The 17,078-nt window shown below is 60.4% G+C and carries 13 protein-coding genes and 1 pseudogene; 2 read left to right on the top strand and 12 right to left on the bottom strand.

All coding sequences use genetic code 11. The features are described from left to right. Positions 1 to 105 precede the first annotated feature (105 nt). From BSK43_RS33515 to BSK43_RS33480, 9 genes and pseudogenes are all read right to left on the bottom strand, one after another. The gene (locus BSK43_RS33515) at positions 106 to 315 is read right to left on the bottom strand and encodes a hypothetical protein (RefSeq protein WP_077471484.1); all 210 of its coding nucleotides are present in this window, start codon (positions 313 to 315) and stop codon (positions 106 to 108) included. A gap of 73 nt (positions 316 to 388) precedes the next feature. Further along, the gene (locus BSK43_RS33510; RefSeq protein ID WP_077471485.1) at positions 389 to 1,189 is read right to left on the bottom strand and encodes an ABC transporter permease; all 801 of its coding nucleotides are present in this window, start codon (positions 1,187 to 1,189) and stop codon (positions 389 to 391) included. Continuing rightward, a complete protein-coding gene (locus tag BSK43_RS33505; RefSeq protein WP_077471486.1) occupies positions 1,186 to 2,040 on the bottom strand; it encodes an ABC transporter permease in 855 nt (284 codons plus the stop codon). Before BSK43_RS33505 ends, BSK43_RS33510 begins: the two co-directional genes overlap by 4 nt. 103 nt (positions 2,041 to 2,143) lie before the next feature. Further along, on the bottom strand, positions 2,144 to 3,316 hold the full coding sequence (locus BSK43_RS33500; protein WP_077471583.1) for an extracellular solute-binding protein: 1,173 nt from the start codon (positions 3,314 to 3,316) through the stop codon (positions 2,144 to 2,146). A gap of 47 nt (positions 3,317 to 3,363) precedes the next feature. After that, positions 3,364 to 4,458, bottom strand: coding sequence for an ABC transporter ATP-binding protein (locus BSK43_RS33495; protein WP_077471487.1), 1,095 nt, complete (start codon positions 4,456 to 4,458; stop codon positions 3,364 to 3,366). Position 4,459: 1 nt separating this feature from the next. Next, positions 4,460 to 5,068 carry a hypothetical protein gene (locus BSK43_RS35925; RefSeq protein WP_246662806.1) on the bottom strand — a complete coding sequence of 203 codons (609 nt, stop codon included), beginning with the start codon at positions 5,066 to 5,068 and terminating at the stop codon, positions 4,460 to 4,462. 33 nt (positions 5,069 to 5,101) lie between these two features. After that, positions 5,102 to 6,522 (bottom strand): annotated as a pseudogene (locus tag BSK43_RS33490) (hydantoinase/oxoprolinase family protein); the annotation flags it as partial. Then, complete coding sequence (locus tag BSK43_RS33485; RefSeq protein WP_077471489.1) at positions 6,519 to 8,198, bottom strand: hydantoinase B/oxoprolinase family protein; 1,680 nt, start codon at positions 8,196 to 8,198, stop codon at positions 6,519 to 6,521. The gene BSK43_RS33485 and the pseudogene BSK43_RS33490, both read right to left, overlap by 4 nt. Positions 8,199 to 8,312: 114 nt before the next feature. After that, positions 8,313 to 10,910 (bottom strand): LuxR C-terminal-related transcriptional regulator, encoded by a 2,598-nt coding sequence (locus BSK43_RS33480; RefSeq protein ID WP_246662774.1) that lies wholly within the window; start codon positions 10,908 to 10,910, stop codon positions 8,313 to 8,315. 435 nt (positions 10,911 to 11,345) lie between these two features. Between BSK43_RS33480 and BSK43_RS33475 the strand changes: the two genes are divergently transcribed. Then, positions 11,346 to 12,641, top strand: coding sequence for a DUF882 domain-containing protein (locus BSK43_RS33475; RefSeq protein ID WP_077471584.1), 1,296 nt, complete (start codon positions 11,346 to 11,348; stop codon positions 12,639 to 12,641). 132 nt (positions 12,642 to 12,773) lie between these two features. Here the strand turns inward: BSK43_RS33475 and BSK43_RS33470 are convergent, their stop codons facing one another. Continuing rightward, a complete protein-coding gene (locus tag BSK43_RS33470; protein WP_077471491.1) occupies positions 12,774 to 13,262 on the bottom strand; it encodes a RidA family protein in 489 nt (162 codons plus the stop codon). Then, complete coding sequence (locus BSK43_RS33465) at positions 13,256 to 13,981, bottom strand: SDR family oxidoreductase (RefSeq protein WP_077471492.1); 726 nt, start codon at positions 13,979 to 13,981, stop codon at positions 13,256 to 13,258. The genes BSK43_RS33470 and BSK43_RS33465 overlap by 7 nt, the downstream gene beginning before the upstream one ends. A 179-nt stretch (positions 13,982 to 14,160) precedes the next feature. Here BSK43_RS33465 and BSK43_RS33460 point away from each other — a divergent pair, with 179 nt between their 5' ends. After that, on the top strand, positions 14,161 to 15,093 hold the full coding sequence (locus tag BSK43_RS33460) for a LysR family transcriptional regulator (protein ID WP_077471493.1): 933 nt from the start codon (positions 14,161 to 14,163) through the stop codon (positions 15,091 to 15,093). Between the two features lie 39 nt (positions 15,094 to 15,132). On the opposite strand, the gene poxB is transcribed toward BSK43_RS33460, so the two are convergent. Beyond that, positions 15,133 to 16,869 (bottom strand): ubiquinone-dependent pyruvate dehydrogenase, encoded by a 1,737-nt coding sequence (gene poxB / locus BSK43_RS33455; protein WP_077471494.1) that lies wholly within the window; start codon positions 16,867 to 16,869, stop codon positions 15,133 to 15,135. Positions 16,870 to 17,078: the final 209 nt, after the last annotated feature.

Raw genomic sequence — 17,078 nt, 5'->3', positions numbered from 1 at the left:
CTTTGGCACGGTACCGGTCGACTTCGGCAGGTCGCGGCCTGCGGCACGACATCGCGAGACAATGGGATGGGCACGCTGAATGGCATATGCCGTCATGACGGCAGCCTACTTCTTCTTTGGCGCCAGCTCCCACCAGCCCTGCGTATTCCTCACAAAACGGCGATTTCCCTTGTAATAGCTGACGCAACCGGTCCGATCGACCTTGATCGAGGTCGGTATAGATTGTGCACCAATCTTGAGCCGCTCGACCATATCGAGCGCCTCTTGCCTTTTTCCGGCGCGGATCAGCGCCATCAGCTTGGACTCTTGTGTCATCCTCTATACTCCCGTTCATGGAGGATTAGGGGCAGGCGGATTTTGTGGTCCGTCAGTCGCATGTTCATATCGATCAACCCGGTCTGCGTTGCATGAGCAGCGCGCGCAGTGCCACCACCACCACGCAAACGCTGGAAATAAGAAAGATGGCCCCCGACATCGCATAAATGGTCGGTGACGCCCCGGCATTCATCTTGCCGAACAACACCACCGGCAACGTGTTTTGCCGCCCCGCCAGATAGAAGGCGCGCGTGAACTCGTTGAGGGACAGCAAAAACGAAAAGATGAAGGCGCTGACGAGACCCGGCCGGATAAGCGGCAAGGTGATGTCGCGGAATTGCCGGAAACGGCTGGCGCCGAGATCGTCGGCCGCCATCAGATAGGTCCGCTTGACGGCGGCAAAGCTCGTCAGAATGACGATGAAGGCAAAGGGCATCGCCCACAAAAGATGGCCGGCAATGACAGTCAGGGCCGAAGCCTTTAGGCCAACCCGGCTGATGACCGTCGAGAGCGCCAGCCCCTGTATGACGCCCGGCACGAACATCGGCAAAAGCACGGTCAGGAACCAGATGCCGCGGCCGCGATGAAGCTCGCGATATGCCAGGGCCGCACCGAGCGACAACACCGTCGCAATGACCGCCGTAGCAAGCGCAATGATAAGCGACTGGCCAAGCGCGGCAATGAGTGCGCTTTCTCCACCAAGCGCAACATACCATTGCAGGGTGAGGTCCGAGAAATGCGGCAGTCCGGGCTGCAGGGACGGATTGAACGAAACGCCCAGCAGATAGAGCGGCGGCGCATAGATCACCGCCAGGCCGGCAATGGTCAGCGTCCAGATGATGATACGCGGGTTCGTTCCCTCTCTGACGATCATTGGCTGCGATCCTCGAACAGGGAGGAAAGGCCGAATACGGCGTCTCCGATCAGCACCAATCCGAAGACGATGACGAGCATGAGGGTAGAGATCGCAAAGGCGAGCGGGAAGTTCGCGACACGCATGACATCATTGATCATGATCGAGACGATCGATGCGCCGGCACCGCCGAGCATCTGCACCTCGGTCGAGGACCCCGCGACCATGACAAAGACGAACAGGAAGCCAGCGAAGACACCGGAATAGGTGAGTGGCAGCAATACCGTGCGCGCCATGGTCCAGAAGCCGGCGCCGAGGTCACGGGCAGCCGCCATCGCCACCGTATCGACGCGACGCATGGAGAGCAGAACAGGGAAGGTTGCGAACGGCAGATAGGATGCAACAAGTCCGACAATGACGGCGAAATCGCTGAACAACAGCCAATCGAGCGGCGCGTCCGTGATCCCCGCCTGCATAAGCAGCGTATTGATGACGCCGGTGCGCCCAAGCAGCAACCGCCAGGAAAAGGAACGAATGAGATAGGAGGTGAAAAAAGGAATCGTCAGAAGTGCCGCAAGCACGACGGATAGTTTACGCCCGGCCAGAAAATACATCGCATAGGCCGTAGGATAGGCGATAACGAGGCAGATGCTGGCCGTCAGAAACGCCTTGCCAAGCGTGGAAAGAAACACGCTCCAGCGCCCGGCTTCAAGGATAGCGCCATAGGCAGCGAGGCTGAATTCCGGCTTGATCCAGTAGGTTGCGGAATCCCAGGCGCAGAAGCTCCAGATGACGACGAGAACCAGCGGCGCGAGGCCAAGCACAAGAATGACCGCAAGCGGGGCAGCCAGCAATAGAACTGATGTCTTCATAATCTGCCTCCACTTCTATCCAGGTTCATCGGGTCGTCTCCATCGGCTCGGGGCCGGCCTGCCCTCTCGGGAAAACTGGCCAGCCCCGGTCCATCGCATCACATCAAGCGTTGCGCAGCTTCTGCCACCATTCTTCGTAGAGTTGGAAATTGTCCGGGCGGCAATTCTGCCAATAGACCTTGCCGGAGAACTTGGCCTTCACATGGTCGGCAAGCTTGGCAACGTCGTCGGCCTTGTATTCGTCCGGATGCGCCTTGGCATAAGCGAGGTTGTTGTCCGTCGGCACGAGATAGCCGCGCGCCTTGCCCAGTTCGCAACCGTAGAGGCCAGCAAGCAGCGCATCGACGAACTTGTGGGCGACGTCGGCCTTACCGCGTTCTGCGGCGCCCTTGAGCAGGACCGTGTTGTTGCCCCAGCCTTCGTAACCTTCGACCGGCGCGGCATACTCCACCTGAAGCCCGCGCTTGCGGCCTTCATAGACGATCGGCTCCCAGCCGGTCATCGCATCGACTTCCTCGTTGGCGACCAGCTGCACGCCCTGCTCCCAGCCATTCCAGAAGGTGCGGAACTGGCCATCCTTCTTGTGCTTGATCAGGAATTCCATGACGAGGCCGAGTTCAGACTCGGAGAGATTGCCAGGATCCTTGATCGGCTGGTTCTCCGCGCCCTTAAGGTAGATGGCGGTGAAGATGGCGCTGTTGATCCAGGCATCTTCCATCGCGACCCGGCCTTTCAGCTTCGGATCGAAGATGACGCCATAGCTGTCGACCTTGCCGAGCTTGTCGGGACGATAGATGATCGAGTCGGCGTTGACGACCGTGGGGATGCCGTACTGCTTGCCCTCATAGGTCAAGGTCGGGATATCCTTGGCCCATTGCCAGATACCGGCAAAGTTGGGGATCTTTGAGACGTCCCAAGGAGCGATCAGCCCCTGCTTGGCGAGTTCGCGCTCGGCACCACCCTGAAAACCACCAACATCGAAAAGATCATTGGCATTGCCAGCGGCAAGACGCGCAACCACCGGGCCCACATCGTTGCCATTGTCGGTAAACTCGGGCGAAACACCACTCTGGCGCGTAAATTCCTGCCACTTATCGCCGATGTCAAGCGTAGCCGTGCCCCAGAACGCAACCGTCGCATCGTCAGCCATGGCGCGCGTGGCGCCAAGCCCACCGACGGATAGCGCAGCCGCACCAGCACCCATCAGCTTCAGCATATCTCGACGCTGCAGATTGCTCCTCAAAGCGGAGGAGACGGGATCATTTCCTTTATTCATCATGTCATTCCCTTCCCTTATTTTCGCGTGTTTCAGCTATTCGGGTTCTACTCATCGCCTTCACTCAGGGCAGGTATTCCGGAACGATCAATCAAGAGCGCGCCACCCGGCTTCAGACGTACGCGCACGCTTCTGCCCGGCAAGGGCGGTACTGCATCCGCGCCGGTCGTCACCACCAAACGCTGGCTATCGGCGAAAGCGAGGGTAACGTCATGGCTGAGTCCGCGATAGATACTTTCGACAACCTTAAGTTCAATTGTTTCACTCGCATCTTCCCCTGCCGGGACGAGTCCAATCCGGTCGGGACGAATGGCAACGAGAGCATTGGCGGGCGCTGTGCCGGAAAATGTTGCATTCAGGTTCTGGCCGGCAATCACCGCCACGGCCCTATCGCCCGAAATAGAGATGCTCTCAGGCTTCAACAGCGTATCGATGCCGACGAAACGAGCGACGAAGGCATTGGCAGGAGCCTCGAAGAACCGCGCCGGCGCGTCTGTCTGCTCAATGCGGCCCTTGTGCATCACCGCCATGCGGTCGGAGAGGCTAAGGGCTTCGTCCTGATTGTGGGTCACCAGAATGAAGGTCGCACCTGTTCGCTTGTGGAGCCTGCCAAACTCGTCGCGCATCTGCTGGCGCAGCCGTTCGTCCAGCCCGGTCAAGGGCTCGTCCAGCAGCAGAATACCGGGCTCCATGACAAGTGCCCGGGCAAGAGCCACGCGCTGGCGCTGGCCGCCCGAGAGAAGATTGACGTCCCGATCCGCGAAGCCGGAAAGCTCGACCAGCTCCAGGGCGTCTTCGACCTTGGTCTTCAGCGCACCGCCGGATAGCCCACGCAATTTCAGCCCGTAACCAACATTCTGGGCCACGTTCATATGCGGAAAGAGCCCAAGCGACTGGAACACGGTGTTGACGGGCCGACGATTGGCAGGAACGCTCGCCATATCCTTTCCGTCAAAAAGAACGCGTCCGTCGGTCGGCTTGTCAAAGCCGCCGATCAGCTTCAGGAGCGAGCTCTTGCCACAACCCGACGAGCCGAGCAGGGTGAAAAACTCCCCTGCCCTGATATCGAGTGTGACGTCATCGACAGCGCGCACCGGCCCGTAGCTCCTGACGATATGGTCGAGACCGATCGCTATCGCCATATCAGGCATGTCCCCCATCAGATTCACGGATGAGCAGCAGTCCTTCGTCGGTCACTTCCAGTTCCTGTCCGGCAACGACAAGCGACGTCGCCGTTGCCTCTTCGACGATAAGCGGACCAAAGACGCCCTTCAGCGGCGACAGCTTCGTGCGCTCGTAAACCGGGCAGGATACCCAGCCTGTCTCTCCACCAAAATAGACTTGGCGCTCACCCTTGAAGGCAGCGTCGAGCGAGCGATCCGCCAATGTCAGCTTCGGAATGGCAATGACCGGACCATGCAACACCGCCTCAAGATGGATCATGGTGATCTCTATCGGCGAAGCCGGAAGGCGGAAGGCGTATGCACGCTCGTGAGCCGCGTGGAAGCGCTCTGCGAAGCTTCCGACATCGTCGTCAAGCTCAAAGCGAGCGAAGACGCCGTGCTCCTGGCCACGATACCGGGCTTCCACCCGGCAGGCATAGCGTATGTCGGCGCCATTACCTTTGGCGAAATAGGCAACGGCATCACGCTTCAGCTCGTCGAAGCGCCGCTTCAAATCGCTGACCGCCTGCGGCACGAGAGGCGAGAACCAGGTGCTGCGAAAATCTGCCCGCGGTTCAGCCGCAAGCATACCCCAAGCCGAGAAAATACCGGGATGTGGTGGCACCACCGTCATCTGCACGCCGAGGTCGCGCCCGAGGCGGGCAGCCAGCGCCGGCCCGGCGCCGCCGGAGATGACAAAGGCGGCATCGCGCGGATCGTGTCGCGCTGAACGGTGACGAGCTTCAAAGCATTGATCATCGAGGCATGAGCGATCTCGACGATGGCCAGCGCTGCATCCTCGACCGAAAGCCCGAGCGGTTTGGCGACGGTCGCAATTGCGGCAGCCGCCTTGCCCTTGTCGAGCTGCATCTGGCCATCGGCAAAACTTGCCGGATCGAAGATGCCGAGCGTCAGCAGTGCGTCGGAAAGCGTCGGCTTGTCACCACCCCGACCGTAGCAGGCAGGACCTGGCGTCGAGCCGGCACTTTCTGGGCCGACACGCAGCGCACCGCGCTCGTCGACACGGGCGATGGAGCCGCCGCCGGCGCCGATTTCGACAATATCGACGACCGGCACCTGCACGGGATAGCCCGGAACGATGCGGGTGTGTTCGAGCTTGTACTCGCTGTCTAGCGTCGGTCGGCTGTCGTGAATCAACGAGCATTTCGCCGTCGTGCCGCCGACATCGAGCGAAAGCACTTCCGACTGGCCGAGCAGCGTGCCGATGCGCGCAGCACCCGCGACGCCACCGGCAGGGCCTGACTCGACCAGTGTCAGCGGGCTCATCTGCGCCTGATCGAAGGTCGAGATACCGCCGTTGGACTGCATGGCGTAGTAGGGGCAGGACAGATCGCGCTCAGTCAACGCGCTCTCGAGCCTTGCGAAGTAACGCTTGATGATCGGCTGCACATAGGCATTGAGCACGGCGGTATTGGAGCGCTCATATTCCCGCCACTGGCGGGAGACCTCGTGGCTGGCGCAGATCGTCACGTCTGGGAGGGCCTCTGCCAGCGCCTTCGCGCAGGCAATCTCATGGCTGGGATTGACATAGCTGTGGAGGAAGATGACAGCGATGGCCTCGACATTGCGCGCCCGGCATTCGCGAATGATCGGCTCGAGATCGCCAAGCTCGATCGCGGTCAGCACCCGTCCCTTGGCGTCCAGGCGCTCGCGCACTTCGAAGCGCAGGCTACGGGGCACGAAGGGTTCCGGGCTTTTGAATTGGAGATTGTAGAGATCGGGGCGGTTGCCGCGACCTATTTCCAGAACATCGCGAAAGCCTGCCGTGGTGACAAGGGCGGTCTTGACGCCCTTGCGCTCGGTGATCGCGTTGATGACGGTCGTGCCGCCATGGGCAAAGAAGATGACGTCGCGGGTGGAAAGCCCATCCTTCCGTTCGGCAAGATCGATGGCCGAAAGCACGCCTTCGGATTGGTCATGCACGGTCGTCAGGCTTTTGGCCGTGAAAATCTCACCGGTGCGCTCGTCATAGCCGACGAGGTCGGTAAAGGTACCGCCTACATCCGTCGCCAGCCTGATCATCCCGCCATCCTCTCATCAAACCCATACAGGTTCCGCGCCGTCTCCTTGGAGATGTAACCGTCTTCGACGTCACGGCGGACATGCTCGGCCTCGCGAGAACGTGCCTCGCCCCAGCCGCCACCGCCACCGGTAATGATGCGCACGAGGTCACCGCTTTTGAGCGCAATATGCGGTTCTCGGCCGAAATTGCTAACCTGGCCGGCAGAATCTTCCACCTGCAACAGATTGGGAGTGCCCGGAGCCCCGCCTTCGATCCCCCAGGGTGGTGTTTCCGTCCGCCCGAAGCTGCAATAGGCCGATGCGCCGGCCGCCAGAACTTCATAGTCGCGAATAACGCCGAAACCGCCACGGCGGCGACCAGCACCCGATCCACCTTCGAGATTGAGCGCATAGCGACGCACCATCAGCGGGAACCGTGCCTCGATGACCTCGACGGAATAGTTGTAGGTGTCGCCATCGGTCAGCGCGATCAACGCATTTGCGCCGTCCGCGTCCTTGCTAGCCCCCCAGCCGCCATGTTGCGGTTCGATATGGATGAACGGCTGACCTGCCGCATCCTTACCGGAGATGTAGACGACGCAGAGGCTCGTGTAGGAGCCGGCCGAGAACCGCTCCGGCATCAGCCCGGCAAGCGCCTTCCAGACCAGCTCAGAGGCATGGACGGAGCCCTCATAGTACCAACCCGTAGGAGAAGGCTTCTCTGCGGTGAAAACCGATCCCTGCGGCGCAATGACATCGAGTGGCCGAAACCAGCCTTCGTTCGAAGGTGCCTGCGGCGCCACCAATGCCTTGAATATGGTGCGTACGGCCGATTGCAGCGCCCCTGCCGCACAGTTGATCGGCCCCGCCACTGCCGGCGGGCAGCCTGTAAAGTCGGCAGTCAAACGATCGCCTGCAATGGTCACGGCCACTCTGACCTCGATGGGGTCCGTGGTAACGCCATCGCCGTCGATGATGTCTCGGGACTCATAGACCCCGTCCGGCAAAGCGGCGATGGCAGCACGCGCCTGCTTTTCGCTCATCGCAAGAAGGTGATCGAATGCAGCCTCGACGACTGCCGTACCGTATTTCCGCGCGAGTTCGCCCATCCGGCGGGCTGCGACGCGAACCGTGGCCACCTGCGCGGTCAGGTCGCCGATGGCGATATCGGGCAGACGAACATTTTCACGGATGATGCGCAGGACCTCGCCGGAGAAACGGTCGTTGCGTACGACCTTGACGCCAGGCAGCCTCAGCCCTTCCTGAAAGACCGAGGTGGCGTTGGGCGCAAGCGAGCCGGGAACCGAGCCGCCGACATCGAGATAATGGGCAACATTGATGGCATAGGCCAGGATCCGCCCATCGAAAAAGATCGGCTTGACGATGGCAAAATCGCAGGCATGCGTGCCGCCCGAATAGGGATCGTTGGTGAGCAGAATATCGCCGTCTTCGAGATCGTCGCCATAAAGCGCAATCAGCGATTTGACCTGTGTGCCGAAGGTGCCGGTGAACAGCGTGATGCCGTTCATCTGTGCCACCAGCTCTCCCTCACGGGTGAGCAGACCGCAGGCGAAATCCAGCACCTCATAGATCACAGGGCTCATCGAGGTCCGGGCCATCACAACGCCCATCTCGTCGACGGTTGCGGCCAGCTTACCCTCGATAATCTCCTGGGTCACTGGATCGACGATGACCACGAATCTACCCCCGTTATTATATTCGCACGAGCGCAGATTAGGTGTTTTTTTCTTCCCCGATAGCCTTCCCGATGGGTGGGTGAGCGAATCATACCCTACCCGTTCGGGTAGGTATCAGTTCAACATGCCCTTTTGTCGTGCTGCCGTCACCGCGGCCGTACGCGTCGAGACGTTGAGCTTGGCAAAAATATTGCGCAGGTGGAACTTGATCGTATTGTCGGAAAGCGACAGCGTGCGGCCGATTTCCTTGTTGGAAAGCCCCGCGGTGAGCAATTCCATCACCATGCGCTCGCGCCCGGTAAACGACGACAGATCCTCGTCCGGGGCAGGCTGCTGGTTTGCATCGGCGCTATTCAATAGGGCCTGGAGGCGTTTGCGGGTGACCGTGGCAACGCTTGGATGGTTGGCAAGCGCACGGAGCTCTTCCAGCCCGGCTGCACGATCGAGATGGAGAAGCGCGCGGTAGTCGCCGAGCGGTGTGGTCACCACAAGATCGGAAAGGCGCGCGGCTGCAATCTCACTGCGGCCCTCGGCAATCAGGATCCCGATTTCGAGGAGCGCAAGCTCGATCGTACGCGGGACATGCGGGCGCTGGGCCTGACGCGTCGTGAGCTGGTCAAACACCTCGCGCGCCTTGGCAACCTCGCCAAGCGCCAAATAGGCACGCGTCCAGAAGATAGCCGGCGTCGCCCCGCGCAGGTGGATGGACAACATGTTGGCGCGATCCGAAGTGATCGCCTGTATGCCGAATCCGCTGGCCTCGGCATGACGGATTGCCTGGTCGAGATCACCCGACTCCATCAGAAGCATTGCCCGCTCGCGATCTATCAGACGGGTAAGCCGGTCGAAACCGCGGCGGCGCGCCACCGCGCGAATGCGATCCATGGCCGCGTGGGCGGCCAGGACATCGTCGCGCATTCGCAGCGTGCGCTGTTCGGCCATGAACCCGGCGGCGAGAAGATCGAACCATGTATCATGGCGCTCAAGATGCGGCAGCGCCCATCCCAACATGTCGGCAGCGGCTGCGGTTTCGCCGCGCATCGAAAGAATTTCGGCCTTCAACACCTGGCCGACGGCGTCCAGATCGCTGCCCGCAGCGATGTTGGTTTGCGCCTCGGCGATCAGGTCGTCATAGGCGGAGAGTGCGCTTGCACTATCCCCCGAAAGAAAGAAGGCCTGACCGATATGCGTGTAGAGATGCATGGCACCGAAATCGGCGCCACCGTCGCGAAAGGCGCGAATGGCCAGATGGCCATAGTGCAATGCCCGATCAAGCTCGCTGCGGATCAGGAAATTGTAGGAAAGCATGTTGAGCGCCAGCGCCCGATGGATGAGTTCCATTCCGTCGGGTTGCTGCAGATCATTTTCCAGCGCGGAAAGATCGGCAGCGCTCGCCCAGTGATCGGTATAAAGCGCAAGCAGGATACGCACCACACGCAGATCCTTTGCCAGGATCTCATCGCCCGCGGCGGCGCGCTCTACGATGACCAGATAATGATTGGCGGCGGCAAGCTGGGCGGCCTTGGCGTTGAAAATCGAAAGCCCCAGGGTAGCGAGCGGAAACCGGCTGAGATCAATCTCCGATGCTCGCCCGCTCAACGCCTGGAAGAGCGTCGCGCCGCCACGCGTCGTGGCATAGACCCGCCGCCAACCGCCGGCTCGCTCCACGATGCTTGCCGCAAGATTGGCGTCACCGGCTGACAACGCGTGCTGTACTGCCCGGTCGATATCACCCTGAACCTCGAACCAGCGCGCTGCCCGGTTCAGCACGCGTTTGGCGTCAACGCCCCTGCGGCTGGCGGTTTGCTTGAGGAACTCGTTGAAGACCGGGTGGAAACGCATCCAGTTGCCCGGCCCGGCAAGCAGCGTGACAGGAAGAGCATATTCGTTCAGGCGCTCGATCCAACCTACCCTCTCCCCGCTTTCCAATACCGCCTCCAGCAGCGAATGATTGAAAGCAGGCAGCGCGGCGATCTCGGTCAGAAACTGGCGGATCTCCTCGGGCAGATGCTCGAATACCTGCTCGGAAAGATAGGATCCCATATCCGCGCCGCCGCCATCGAAAGACGCGAGGATCGTGTCGCTTTCCTCCGATTCCGAGACAAGCAGACTCACCATCTGCAGCGCGACGGCCCAGCCTTCGGTCCGGCGGTTAAAGGAACCGACCTGCTCTTCGGTCAGGCGGGTCCCCTTGCCGGCAAACAATTCCCGCGCTTCGGCATCGGAAAAACCGAGTTCGGCGACGCCGAACTGTTTGAATTCGCCACGAAGGCGCAATGCCGACAATGGAAAACGCGGCGGACTACGGCTTACCAGCACCAATTTCACATGTTCGAGCGAAAGATCGGCGAGGATCTTCGCCATCAGTGCCTCGGTGGCATCCGTCTGGGCGAAGTGATAATCGTCGAGGAAGATCACGAGCGGCCCCGGGATCTTGCGCAGCCTCGTCGTGAGTACGGAGAGGAGCGCCGCTGCCGGCAGATTGCCCGCATCCGCTCCGTCCTCGTCCAGAAGCGTCTGCAATGCATCGATCAGAGCCAGCAGAAAGGCTTCCTGGCTCGTGTGCTCGGCATCGAGCGACACCCAGCACAGATTGACTCCATCTTCCCTGAGTAATTCGTACCACTGGACGGCGAGCGAGGTCTTGCCGTAACCCGCTGGCGCCACGATGGTCGTCAAACGGCGCAGCCCGACACGCCGGAGCTGCCGCAACAGGTCGCTTCGTTTAATGGTTTGCTGTCCGCTGGACGGAGGAGCAAATCGATTCTGTCCGTTCATGCGCGGGATGATGCTGTCTCGGCAGGCAGTTTGCAACCCACGCGAAAACGTTTGCATAGCTATGGATTTTTCTATTTCAGCCGCCATCGTAACGCCACAAGCTGCATGTTTGTCCACGGCTGCAGTTATGATCGAAGCCACTTCCCAGTACCCTCCCCAAAAGCCGGCACCAGCAGATGCGAATGCCGCTCAGGCGGGCGATATCTCGGGGCAATCGGCCGTAAACGGTCCGTTAGGGATTTATTGACCATAATTGGAGGTACAACGATGCCGCAGGCGCGGCGCCTCTGATTTCTGTGTCTATTAGCAAGGGCGAAAGTCGTATCCGTGCATCAAGCGATCTTCTCCATTCCGGCCGCAACTTTCACCATGGCTTTCTCCTTCGCCGCCTGCCGGGTGGCATTGGTTGTGATGCTGGTGCTTGGTGCGCTGGCGGGATCCGCCCAGGCCGCGTCTGACGACCGCGCCCTCAAGCTGTTTTTCACGCACACGGGAGAGAGGGCGACCATCGTCTTCAAGCGCGGCGGCAAATACGATCCGCGAGGCCTCGCCCAGATCAACCGCTTCCTGCGTGACTGGCGCAAGAACGAGCCGACCAAAATGGATCCGGAACTGCTTGATCTTGTCTGGGAAGTCTATAACCGCAGCGGAGCGAAAGACACCATTCACGTCGTGTCGGCCTACCGCTCCCCATCTACCAATGGCATGCTGCGCAATCGCTCGCGCAGCTCCGGCGTCGCAAAGCACAGCCAGCACACGCTCGGCAAGGCGATGGACTTCTATATCCCCGGCGTAAAGCTTGCCACCTTGCGCGCCATTGCCATGCAGATGCAAATCGGCGGCGTTGGCTTTTATCCCAACTCCGGATCCCCTTTCGTGCATCTGGATGTCGGCAGGGTCCGCGCCTGGCCGAGAATGTCGCGCCCGGAACTGGCGCAGCTTTTTCCGAATGGCCGGACACTCCATGTGCCCGCCGATGGCAGGCCATTGCCGGGTTATGAAGTCGCTATTGCACAATCGAGAAAACGCCCGAGCCTGACCACGAGCAAGATTGCACCCGCTGTCGATGATGATGATGACGACGCCGGATCGCCGGTGGCATCCGCTGCGGCCGCCACCAATACGAGCCTCCTGACCAGCATGTTGCCGACACCTCGAAGCCGGGCCGTCAACGGGCTGGAGCTTCAGCTCGGCAAACGCGTGGCCGAAGAAAACAAGATTGCACCTTTCACTGATCTGGCAACCTATACCGTGCCCCTGCCGGCCTCACGACCGATCAGCATCGCCGTGATCCCGACAGCCGCTCCCGAAAGGCCGCCGGCGATGGTTCTGGCGAGCCTTGTGGTGGGGCGGAACGATGCAGGCAACCTGCTCCTTGCCGATCAGTCGAAGAATTCGAACAGCAGCGCCATGGCAAAGCTGCAGCCGATGGCGGACCTGCCCACCTCCGCCGCACAGGACGTATCGGGTGGCGTCGGCGCCATGTCTACCGGCGCTATCGTGGCCTGGGCGCTCCAGCCTCCGGGCACGGCTGTCGACATGAAGCTTCCGACCTTCGTCAGCACGCCAATCCTCTTTGAGGAAGATATGGCCGATATCCGGAATAGTGCGGCCGGCTTTGACGACGATGATTTCGACGTCGAACGGTTCGGCTTCGAAGGTTGAGTAGAGAAATCATCTGACAGTGCTTCAAAGCGCCAAGCCCAGCAAGCCGGCGCAAGTCAGCAGAACTGCCTCGGTACAGTCAAATCACGGGTAAGCCCCGACCGGCCACAATGGCCAACCGGGGCGTAAATTTCAGTCCGCAACCTCGAGAACAAGCTCGATCTCGACCGGCATGCCAAGCGGCAGGCTTGCAACCCCAAGAACCACTCGGCCCGACAGCATCTCTGCGCCGAAGACCTTGAGTAGGAGCTCAGACGCCCCATCCGCGACTTTCGGATGATCCCGAAAATCGCCTTCCGTTGCGATATAGACTCCGAGCTTGGCGACACCGGTCACCTTGTCGAGCGAGCCGAGATATTCCCTGATTGCAGCCAGCGCGCTCAAAGTGGCGATTTCAGCTGCTTTTCGTCCATCGTCACTCGACAGCACACCGCCGACGCGGCCGATATATTGCGGCTTGCGATCGACGACAGGCAGCATGCCGCTCAGGAATATCAGCTTTCCCATCTTCACAGCCTCCACATAGGCGCCAAACGGTGTGGGAGGCGGAGGAAGCGTAATGCCGAGATCATTCAGCCGCTGCTCTGCGCCAGCGGCCGGCGCTATGCCCGCGCTCACCATTTGCCCAGATGTGCGCCGCCATCAACGTGCAGCACCTCCCCGGTTATGCGCGGAGCCTCGGTCAGGAACAGAACGGCATCTGCGATTTCCTGGACATTGGAGATCCCGTGCATCGGCGACATCGTGTTGAGGAAATCCCGCGGATTGTCCTTGTGAAGCGGCGTATCGACAACGCCGGGCGCCACGGTGTTCACGCGAATTCCCTCCTTTGCGTATTCAAGCGCAATATTCTTGGAGAGAGCTTCGATGCCACCCTTTGTGGCCATCGCTACGGAGGCGTTGATGCCGAGTATCGGATGGTCGACCAGAGGCGTGGTGATGCTGACGATGCTGCCGCCGGTCTTTTGTGCCAGCATCTGGCGCACGACCAGTTGCGTCAGGTGGATGAAACCCTCCAGGTTCGTCGAGGCGAGCTTGCGGTAATCGTCGAAGGTATAATCGACGAACGGTTTGGTGAAGAAGACCCCGGCATTGTTGACCAGAGCGTCAATCGTCCCGAACCGCCCGAGCGCGGCCTCGACGACGCGTTGCGCCGTGACAGGATCGGCAATGTCACCATCCACACGCGCCAGCCTGTCGGAGGCCTTGATCTCGTTGGTCTCGCTAACCCGCCGCGATGTCGCGACAACATTATAGCCGCGATCGAGGAAGGCGTTGGCAAGACCTGCACCAATGCCCTGCGAGGCACCGGTAATGAGTACCGTTTTTGCTATTTCCATTGTCGTTCTCCGTTTCACAAAGCAACCTCACCGCCATGCGTCGGCCCTAAGGGCCGGATCGATCGAGAGGGGATGAGGTGGTTGGCTTGCTCTCGTGAGAGGGAATATGCCCATTTCGGCTTTACGCGATTAGATGGAAATATCTGGAATCAATTTTCCATTCATGCAAAAATAATGGCATGACCGATTTGAATGACATCGCGATCTTTGTGAAGGTAGCGCAGTTAGAAAGCTTCAGCCGGGCGGCACATGCCCTGGGAATGCCGGTCTCCACAGTCAGCCGCCGGCTGACAGCGCTCGAGGAGCAGCTGGGCGTGACGCTTCTGCAGCGGACGACGCGCAAACTGAACCTCACGGCGCAGGGGCGTGCCTATTTCAACCAATGCAGTGAGCCGCTTGGCAATCTCTACGATGCCGAACGGGTGCTTGTTCAATCCCAGAGGAATCCCGAGGGCCTGCTGCGGATTTCGGTGCCGGTGGTTCTAAGCCAGGAACCGTTCTATGAGTTCGTTTCATTGTTCCTGAAAAGCTATCCGCGCATCCAGATAGACCTGTTCATCACCAATACCTTCATCGACCTGATTGCCGAAAATGTCGACTTAGCTATCCGTTTTGGCGAACTGCAGGATTCGACGATGATCGCGCAACGCCTCGGCAAAAGCGTCCGCTATGTGGTCGCAACGCCTGACTATCTCGAGGGTCGCGCCCGGCCCATCGAACCTGAGGATCTGCGTCAGCACCAGTGCGTCTTGATGAACAGCCGCAACAACGAAGCCGAATGGCATCTCGTCAGCGGCCGCAAATCGGCGAAAGTCCAGGTTTCGGGACCGATCTCCAGCCGCGATTTCCAGTCCGTAAGTGCATTCACCTACAAGGGGCACGGCATAGGCCTGTTATCGTCGAACTATTGCGACGACCGCATCGAGCGCGGCGAACTCGTTCGCCTCCTGCCAGAATGGACATCACCCGAAATCTTCGTGCACGCGGTCTATCAGACGCGGCGCTTCATCCCTTCGAAGCTGCAGGTCTTCCTCGATGCATTGAAGGCATGGAATTCTCCGCTCTGGATCCCGCTTCGGTGGATACCGTTCAGCGAAACCGACCCTCGGTAGAGCGTGGCTGATGCCTCGTCTCACCACGCCCGCCTTGTCTCAACGCCAGAGATTGGTGCGAGCAAGCTCGACGAGTTCGTCGCCGCGACCGCTGAACACCGCCTTGACCATATAGAGGCTGAACCCCTTCGCCATCTCCGCGCTGATCGAAGGCGGGATCGGCAGTTCGGTGCGCGCAACGACCGCATCGACCAGAACCGGCCCATTATGAGCAAGCGCCTTGGCAATGCTGCTGTCGACATCGGCGGGATCTTCGATGCGGATGCCCTTGATGCCGATCGCCTCGGCCATCGCCGCGAAGTTCGGGTTTTTCAGCTCCGTGCCCGTCGGCAGGAAGCCCACCGACTTCTGTTCGACCTCGATAAAGCCCAATGCGCTGTTGTTGAAGACCACTATCTTTGCGGGCAGGCCGAGCTGCGCGAAGGTGAGAAAATCGCCCATCAGCATGGCAAAGCCGCCATCTCCCGAGAGCGAAATCACCTGACGTTCGGGAAAGGCGGCCTGCGCGCCGATCGCCTGCGTCATCGCATTGGCCATGGAGCCATGGCGGAACGATCCGATCAGCCGCCGCTTGCCGTTCATGGCCAGATATCGCGCCGCCCAGACCGTCGGAAGGCCGACATCGCAAGTGAACACTGCATCCTCGGATGCGTGATCGCTGATAGCCTTGGCGATCTGCTGGGGATGGATGGGGTTCTTGCCGGGCCTGCCTGTCGCTAGCGCGTCGAGTTCCTTGCGGCTCTTCTTGTAGTGCGCGATCGACTGATCCAGATGGGCACTGTCCGTCTTCTGCTGCAGGTGCGGCAGCAGCGCCTCGATCGTCGCCCTGACATCGCCGACCAGCCCGAGATCGACGGGCGCCCTGCGGCCGATATTCTCAGGCCGGATATCGACCTGAGCGATCCGCGTGGATGATCCCGCGGGATAGAATTGGCGATATGGAAAGTCCGTGCCGAGCATCAACAGCACATCGCAATCCATCATGGCGTAATAGCCCGACGCAAAGCCGATCAGCCCGGTCATGCCGACATCGAAGGGATTGCCCCATTCGATGTGCTCCTTGCCACCAAGCGCATGAACGATTGGCGCCTTCAGCCGCCCGGCAATCGCCAGCAGCGCATCGTGCGCCCCCTCGCAGCCCGCGCCGCCGAGGATGGTGATGCGCGCGTCGCTATTCAGAAGCTCGGCCAGTTTGCTCAACTCTTCTGCCGCCGGCACGACGATGGGCTTGCGCGGAAGCAGGCCGCCGACCCGCGGCCGCTCAGGCCCCTCGGCCTTTTGCAGCGCGACGTCGCCCGGCATGACGATAACGGAGACGCCAGATTTCCCGATTGCCTGTCGAATGGCGATTTCCAGCACCCGCGGCATCTGCTGAACACCGGAGACAAGCTCGCAATAATGGCTGCATTCGCGGAAGAGTTCCTGCGGATGCGTCTCCTGAAAATAGCCGGAGCCGATCTCAGCAGAAGGGATCTGGGCTGCGATCGCCAGGACTGGAACCCGCGAGCGATGCGCATCGAACAGACCATTGATGAGATGCAGATTACCCGGCCCGCAGCTTCCCGCGCAAACGGCGAGATTGCCGGTCAGGTGGGCTTCCGCTGCTGCGGCGAAGGCGGCGGCCTCTTCGTGCCGCACATGGACCCACTCGATGCCGCCATGTCGCCGAACCGCATCCGTCAGACCGTTGAGGCTATCGCCGACGACGCCGTAGATACGTTTTACCCCGGCTGCGGCCAATGTTGTAACGAACTGGTCAGCGACAGTCTGTGCCATTATCGAAACTCCCTTCGGGTGTGCCCGTTCTTCATCTCCGGCATTCGGCCGGAACTTCACGGTTCGATATTCAGATAGAGCTATGAGAGGCCGTGCCAATGGGACCACGACGAATGCGTAGGAGTTCGGCCGATGTCGTCTCGGTCAACGGCAATCATTGACCAGGCAAAGCACGGTTAGCCCGACATTAAGGGTCAGACTATAGTGCC

The organism is Rhizobium sp. P44RR-XXIV (genome assembly GCF_001999485.2).
Lineage (GTDB): Bacteria > Pseudomonadota > Alphaproteobacteria > Rhizobiales > Rhizobiaceae > Rhizobium.
This window is presented reverse-complemented; position numbering and strand designations above follow the sequence as displayed.

Excerpts from the sequence above, each read along its gene's own strand:
- poxB (WP_077471494.1), bottom strand. The coding sequence starts at position 16,869 with ATGGCACAGACTGTCGCTGACCAGTTCGTTACAACATTGGCCGCAGCC.
- BSK43_RS33505 (WP_077471486.1), bottom strand. The coding sequence starts at position 2,040 with ATGAAGACATCAGTTCTATTGCTGGCTGCCCCGCTTGCGGTCATTCTT.
- BSK43_RS33500 (WP_077471583.1), bottom strand. The coding sequence starts at position 3,316 with ATGAATAAAGGAAATGATCCCGTCTCCTCCGCTTTGAGGAGCAATCTG.
- BSK43_RS33495 (WP_077471487.1), bottom strand. The coding sequence starts at position 4,458 with ATGGCGATAGCGATCGGTCTCGACCATATCGTCAGGAGCTACGGGCCG.
- BSK43_RS33465 (WP_077471492.1), bottom strand. The coding sequence starts at position 13,981 with ATGGAAATAGCAAAAACGGTACTCATTACCGGTGCCTCGCAGGGCATT.
- BSK43_RS33515 (WP_077471484.1), bottom strand. The coding sequence starts at position 315 with ATGACACAAGAGTCCAAGCTGATGGCGCTGATCCGCGCCGGAAAAAGG.
- BSK43_RS33510 (WP_077471485.1), bottom strand. The coding sequence starts at position 1,189 with ATGATCGTCAGAGAGGGAACGAACCCGCGTATCATCATCTGGACGCTG.
- BSK43_RS33475 (WP_077471584.1), top strand. The coding sequence starts at position 11,346 with ATGGCTTTCTCCTTCGCCGCCTGCCGGGTGGCATTGGTTGTGATGCTG.
- BSK43_RS33460 (WP_077471493.1), top strand. The coding sequence starts at position 14,161 with ATGACCGATTTGAATGACATCGCGATCTTTGTGAAGGTAGCGCAGTTA.
- BSK43_RS33470 (WP_077471491.1), bottom strand. The coding sequence starts at position 13,262 with ATGGTGAGCGCGGGCATAGCGCCGGCCGCTGGCGCAGAGCAGCGGCTG.
- BSK43_RS35925 (WP_246662806.1), bottom strand. The coding sequence starts at position 5,068 with ATGCTTGCGGCTGAACCGCGGGCAGATTTTCGCAGCACCTGGTTCTCG.